Source organism: Herminiimonas fonticola, from assembly GCF_040395855.1.
GTDB classification, from domain to species: domain Bacteria; phylum Pseudomonadota; class Gammaproteobacteria; order Burkholderiales; family Burkholderiaceae_D; genus Oxalicibacterium; species Oxalicibacterium fonticola_A.
In genome coordinates this window covers 1-5,883 of the sequence record NZ_JBEBPO010000119.1, presented here as the reverse complement: position 1 = coordinate 5,883, position 5,883 = coordinate 1, and the positions used below count along the sequence as shown (strand labels likewise).

At 54.5% G+C, this 5,883-nt stretch carries 5 protein-coding genes; 3 read left to right on the top strand and 2 right to left on the bottom strand.

Annotated features, from left to right (window positions below; genetic code table 11):
- Window positions 1-597 (bottom strand): L-asparaginase (locus ABWP27_RS11775; RefSeq protein WP_353157001.1); only part of this gene is annotated, 597 nt, incomplete at its 3' end.
- Between the two features lie 414 nt (window positions 598-1,011).
- Here ABWP27_RS11775 and ABWP27_RS11770 point away from each other — a divergent pair.
- From ABWP27_RS11770 to ABWP27_RS11760, 3 genes are all read left to right on the top strand, one after another.
- Entirely contained in the window at window positions 1,012-3,570 is a 2,559-nt protein-coding gene (locus ABWP27_RS11770) for a chemotaxis protein CheW (RefSeq protein WP_353156998.1), read from the top strand.
- A 118-nt stretch (window positions 3,571-3,688) separates the two neighbouring features.
- A complete protein-coding gene (locus ABWP27_RS11765; protein WP_353156996.1) occupies window positions 3,689-4,174 on the top strand; it encodes an asparaginase domain-containing protein in 486 nt (161 codons plus the stop codon).
- Between the two features lie 393 nt (window positions 4,175-4,567).
- Window positions 4,568-4,795 carry a Lar family restriction alleviation protein gene (locus ABWP27_RS11760; RefSeq protein WP_353156993.1) on the top strand — a complete coding sequence of 76 codons (228 nt, stop codon included), beginning with the start codon at window positions 4,568-4,570 and terminating at the stop codon, window positions 4,793-4,795.
- A 100-nt stretch (window positions 4,796-4,895) separates the two neighbouring features.
- On the opposite strand, the gene lpxO is transcribed toward ABWP27_RS11760, so the two are convergent.
- Window positions 4,896-5,789, bottom strand: coding sequence for a lipid A hydroxylase LpxO (lpxO, locus tag ABWP27_RS11755; protein WP_353157004.1), 894 nt, complete (start codon window positions 5,787-5,789; stop codon window positions 4,896-4,898).
- Between the last annotated feature and the right edge of the window lie 94 nt (window positions 5,790-5,883).

Here is a 5,883-nt window from a genome sequence, read left to right as displayed (position 1 = left end):
ATCGGGGATGCGGCCATCCTGTTTATCCCAACCCAGCGAGAAGGTGTAATCCGGCAGCAAGGCGTCGCACACCAGAGCGAACCAGGCGGCGTGATCTTCATCACGCCCCAGCGCTTGCGCCATGCCGGTCGGATCGAACTGTGCCAGTGTGCTGGCCAATTCTTCCGGCGTTTCGCCAGGCGTATCGCCCCAACCCATCACGGGATTGCAGTTGTATTCAGCGCCTGAGCCGTACCAGCCTTCGCGCCACGGACGTTCCATCCAGTTGCGCGGTCCGGTGAATAAATGCCAGCGCCAGTGCAGGCCGGATGGCTTGGGCCAGCTATATAAATACAGGCGTTGATAACCGGCTTTGTGCAGTTCGCGCACCATCGCCATCAGTCGCGCATGCGGCATCGGATCGGGTGGCGTACGGCGGAACAGGATGGGTTCGCCATCGGCATGCTGCACTTCATCGGTGGATAAATTCAAATCCAGCGTGCGCATTTCGTTGCCGAAGCGCGCAGAAATCCAGCCCGTCATCAGATTGACGGTCGTGATGACGCCATAACCACGATGGCGGTGAAAAATCACGGTTCCCGGAGCGATAGGTTTCATAGCTAAAACAATACAATTCAAAAATGTTGCGAGCCGGCGATAGTGTAACGGCATTTGCGCTGCCTGGTTAGCCGATGGTCTTTTCGGTGCACCATTAGGCGACGTAAAAACGATACGCAAATATTGCTTAAAAAATGCATGAATAATTTCAGTGCAAGTACACAAACGCATTTCGTAATCGGCCACGTTAGAAAAAATCTGCGCAAGCCGAAAACGCACTGTGAGCATGACTATCAAGATGTGAGCAAGTCACGAGTGCGCGCGCCCCACAGTGAATTCATACCAAAAGGATAAGGTCTTATTGCTGGTCTGCAATTTGCTTATTGCCTATGTGCATTATTAATCAGGCGATCAAGTCTTGCCCGAGTGCCGCTGTGGAGTGGCATCGAAAAATGACAGACCAGGGAGTTTCAGATGGACCATCCTTCTGCACTGCAAATCGATACTTTTTTACCGTATATGCGCGATGTCAGCCGTTGCGAAGAATCACTGCGCGAGTTGAACCTGATGTGGCGCATGATCGAGGCGTCTGCCAAGATGAATTGCCCGGTCGAAGCGAAGGCGATCCTGCCGACGATGGCCGCGACGCGCGCTGGCTTCAACCGTCTGGAGCAGGAATTGGTGAGCAGCCTGGTGCGTGAAAAAGTATCCAATGTGCTGGAAGAGATCGGTACCAAGGCGCAGTACGTGATCGATATTGTCGTGCGCAATCTGTATGAGCGCACCGCCGATGTCGGCTTCCTCGCCACCGATCGCGAACTGTGCGCCTTCGTCGCCGGCCTGCACGATGATAGGGACATGATACGCGCCCGCTTGCGTGCCTATCGCAGCAAGTACACCGTCTATGACGAAATCATTTTGCTCGACGATGCCGGCAATGTGCTGGTGCAGATCGATGAAACCACGCCGCTCGAAGGCAGCGCCGATCCGCTGCTCAGGCAAACGCTGATGTCGGATACCTATGTTGAAACCTTTCGCGCCACCGATCTGCGTCCCGGCAAGCATGAAGCGCTGATCTATTCGCGCCGCATGCACCATCCGGAAACCGGCGCCGTGGTCGGTGTACTGTGTCTGTGCTTCCATTTTGAAGAAGAGATGGCGAGCATCTTCCGTTCGCATCGCGATCCTGCCGAACGTTCGAATATGCTGCTGCTTGATGGCAGCAATCGCGTGATCGCCAGCGCCGATCCGCGCTGGATTCCGCTTGGTGCCGAGGTGCCGGTCAATTGCGATGCCGATCCAAGGCTGGTCGTGTACGGTGGACGTGAATATCTGGCGCGCACTTTTTCTGCAGATGGTTATCAGGGCTATATGGGGCCACCGGGCTGGCAGGGGCAAGTGATGATTCCGGTTGAGCTGGGCTTTACCGGCCGCGCGACGAATGCGCTGACCTCGCTGGACCAACATGTTGCCGACGGACTGTTGTCGCATGCGCAGACTTTCTGCCCTCCTCTGTTTGAAATCATGAGCGCGGCCGAAACCATACGCCGCGTGGTGTGGAACGGGCAGGTCATGACGGCCGGGCAAAACGGTGAATTGCTGAAGCTTAAAACCATCCTTGAGCAAATCAGTGAAACCGGCACGCGCAGCAATGAGCTGTTTTCGCAATCGATACGCGATCTGTATGAAACCGTGCTGTCTTCCAGCCTGAGCGATGCGGAATTTGTTTCGCATCTGATGGTCGATTTGCTGGACCGCAATTTGTACGAGCGCTCCGACGATTGCCGCTGGTGGGCGCTGACGCCGGAACTGCAAATCGCACTGGCGGCCCCAGTCAAATCGGCAGAAACCGTCGCACGCCTGACTGAAATTCTGGGCTACATCAATTCGCTCTACACGGTGTACACGCGTATTTTTGTATATGACGCTGCCGGCATGATCATTGCCAGCAGCGACTACAAGGCAGACGGCCTGGAAGTGGTCGGAACGATGATAGGCGACGCCACCTTCGAACAGGTGCGCGCCTTGCGCAGCGATCAGCAGTATTACGTCACGCCGTTTGAAAAAACGGCGTTGTATGGTGATCGCCCAACCTATGTTTATCATGCCGCCATCCGCCATCCGGATGATGCCGCCCAGATGGTCGGCGGTATCGGCATAGTCTTCGATGCGGAACCGGAATTCTCGGCCATGCTGCAAGGCGCGCTGGGCGACAAGAAGAGCGCCACGGCGCTGTTTGTCGATCGTCGCGGCTACATTATTTCCAGCACCGATGCGACGCGCCCGGTCGGTACCTTGCTGGAGCTCGATCCTGTGCTTCTTGATGTGAAAAACGGTGACAGCGCCTCGCGCATCGTGATTCACGACGGCCATTACGCCATCCTGGGTTGCACGATGTCGCACGGTTACCGCGAGTTCAAGACTTCAGACGGTTATCGGGAAGATGTGCTGGCTGTGGTATTTCACTCTTTCGGTGAAGAGCGCCAGCAAATCAGCCACGGCAATAGCGCCGGCACGGTACTGGAACTGGATGCGATGGCGCCGGCCGGGCGCGAGTTTGCCACCTTCTTCATTGACGGTGCACTGTTTGCGATGGCAGCCGAATACGTGCAGGAAGCCTTGCCGGCTTCCAAAATCGCACCGATGTCCATGGGCAGCCGCGCCGAACGCATAGGCATACTCGCATTGCAGCATGAGAATGAATCCAGGCGTTTCGTCTGGGTTTTCGATCTGGGCCATCTGGTGCGCGGTTGCCGTTCGGATATTGACAGCAGCAGCCAGGTCATTGTCGTCAATCGCGGCACGCAAAGCATCGGCTTGCTGGTCAGCGAACTGCATGGCGTACCGGAATTCCAGCCGTCGCAAATTGTGCCGACGCCGCTGGCAGCGCCGAGTACCGGCATGCTGGTGACGGAAGTGATACAGGCCAATCGCGGGAATCTGCTGATTCAGTCGATTAACGTCGATCATTTGTTTGCGGTGCTCAACAACGAGGAAATCCCGATTGACCCGGCGATGAAAATTGCTGCCTGAAGACGCCAGCATTTGCATATTTATCGTCTGATAGTTATGCGCCTCTTTTCATTGCTGCACTGCCCGCGTTATGATGAGCGATCCGATTGTGGACTGCCTTCTTGCCTTGTGACTAAACATGACTCTGCGCATCATTGCCACCGGTGGTACCTTCGATAAACATTACGATGAAATTGCGGGCGAGCTGAATTTCAGCAAGGGTCACCTGCCGCAAATCATCAAGCGGTGCCGGATTACGGTGCCGATTCAGCTGGAACAACTGCCTTTCCTCGATTCGTTGGACATGCACGACGCTGACCGCCAGCGTATTGCTGCTTCCTGCCTGCGCGCCGACGAGACCAGCATCGTGGTCGTGCACGGTACCGACACCATGCGCGAAACGGCGGAGGTGCTGGGTGCAGCACAATTGCCGAAAACAATCGTGCTGACCGGTGCGATGGTGCCTTACGAAATCAAGAATTCGGATGCACTGTTCAACTTCGGTTTTGCCTGCGGCATCGCGCAGGCCTTGCCGCATGGCGTCTACATTGCGATGAATGCGCAAATTTTCACATGGAATGACGTGAAAAAAAATCGAGCCGAAGGCGTGTTTGAAAAACGTTGAGCTTCAGCGACATCTCTTTCGATCCATAAAAAAAAGCCCGCTAACCTTGCGGCGCGGGCAAAAGTCCAATACTTGGATGGAGTGACCTGCGTAGTGTAAGCAGCGATTGTTACCTGCTTGTGACACGCCAGAAATTTGTCGGCCTTGCATGGCTGTGCAAGGCGATGCGCGTGTGGACGCTGAAAGCATCATTTTAAATACAGATAAGTTGTAGGGTTAAAAAACCTTGCCTGCGATTTTGTACTAGAATTTAAATCAAGTAATGCGAGGTAGCGTTACTTGTAGAGCAAACTAGAACCAGTACATATCAGGAGGATGGCGCTGAACTCTTAAGTATCGAAGTTATCAAACGAGATCGAGAAGAGACGCAATGTAACCACTTAGGAGGAAAAAATGGATGCAACATTAAAACCTTGTCCTGTTTGCGGCAGTAAGGCAGAACTGAAAGAAGCCCATTACCTTGAATCCGAACGGCCTTACAGCTATGTGCATTGCTTGAATGAAGCATGTACCTTGAATCACAACGCAGCGCATTTTAGTGCCAGTACGGAAGCCAAAAATGATCAGGATGCGATATCAGCCTGGAACAGGCGTGAGCAGATTCCGGTAATGCATCACTAGGTTTTTCCTCCATTTACGCCTCAAATCATGAAAAACAGCCCGGTATAACCGGGCTGTTTGCGTTTGACGAAGCTTGATCGATGTGCCTCCCAAGAAATGCTCACATCAGCAAAATTCCGGCCACGATGGATAACAACAGCGACCACTTGACGACGTAATACAGCGGCTTGTTATGCGCCTTGAGCTTCTTGCCGGAGCGACGCACCGCATAGACGTGGCGAAACGCGCGATTGACGCCGCCGGTGCGATCCTGTCCATCGTTGGGAGCGGCCGTTGCGGCCATGACTTTGCGGCCGAACCAGCGGTTGACGGCTTGCGCCCAGCGCCATTTCATCTTGCGTTCCAGATCGCAGAACAGGATGATGCGATTTTTATCGCTCTCGTTGGCGGCCCAGTGGATATAAGTCTCATCGAAAATGACCGCTTCGCCATCGCGCCAGCTGTAGCGTATGCCATCCACGGCTATGAAGCAGCGGTCGTCGTTCGGCGTGACCAGGCCGAGGTGGTAACGCAGCGAGCCGGCATACGGATCGCGATGACGGCCCAGATCGGCACCCGGCGGTAATTGCGCGAACATGGCGGCCTTGACGATGGGAATGGATTCCAGAATGGCGACGGTGCGCGGACAGCGTTGCTGTGCCGATGGATGGCTTGCGCCGTACCATTTCAAATAGAAGCGTGTCCAGCCGCGCCGGAAGAAGGAATTGAAGCCGGCATCGTCAAAATTAGCGGAAGCCTTGATGTGTTCCTGCAATGCCAGCGCTTCATCCCGTATGACTTGCCACTGCTCGGCCAGCGGGCGCATTTCCGGGTAACTGTCGAGGTGGTGATACGGTCGATCCGGCAGGCGGGAAAACAAGGTCATGAACGCGTTGATCGGCGCCATGAAGGTAGAGTGGTCAGTCGATTGCCGCAGCCATTTATGCCGCACCTTGCCACGATAATGTGTGTAAAAGACGCTGCACATGAACAGCGTAATCAGAGGCCATTTGATCATTTTCCGGCACCTATATCCTCCATGTCGCAGGAAAATAAATTTTACTGAAATATGCGTAGATTTGCAGTGGGTGTAGTCAATTTTGCTGCAA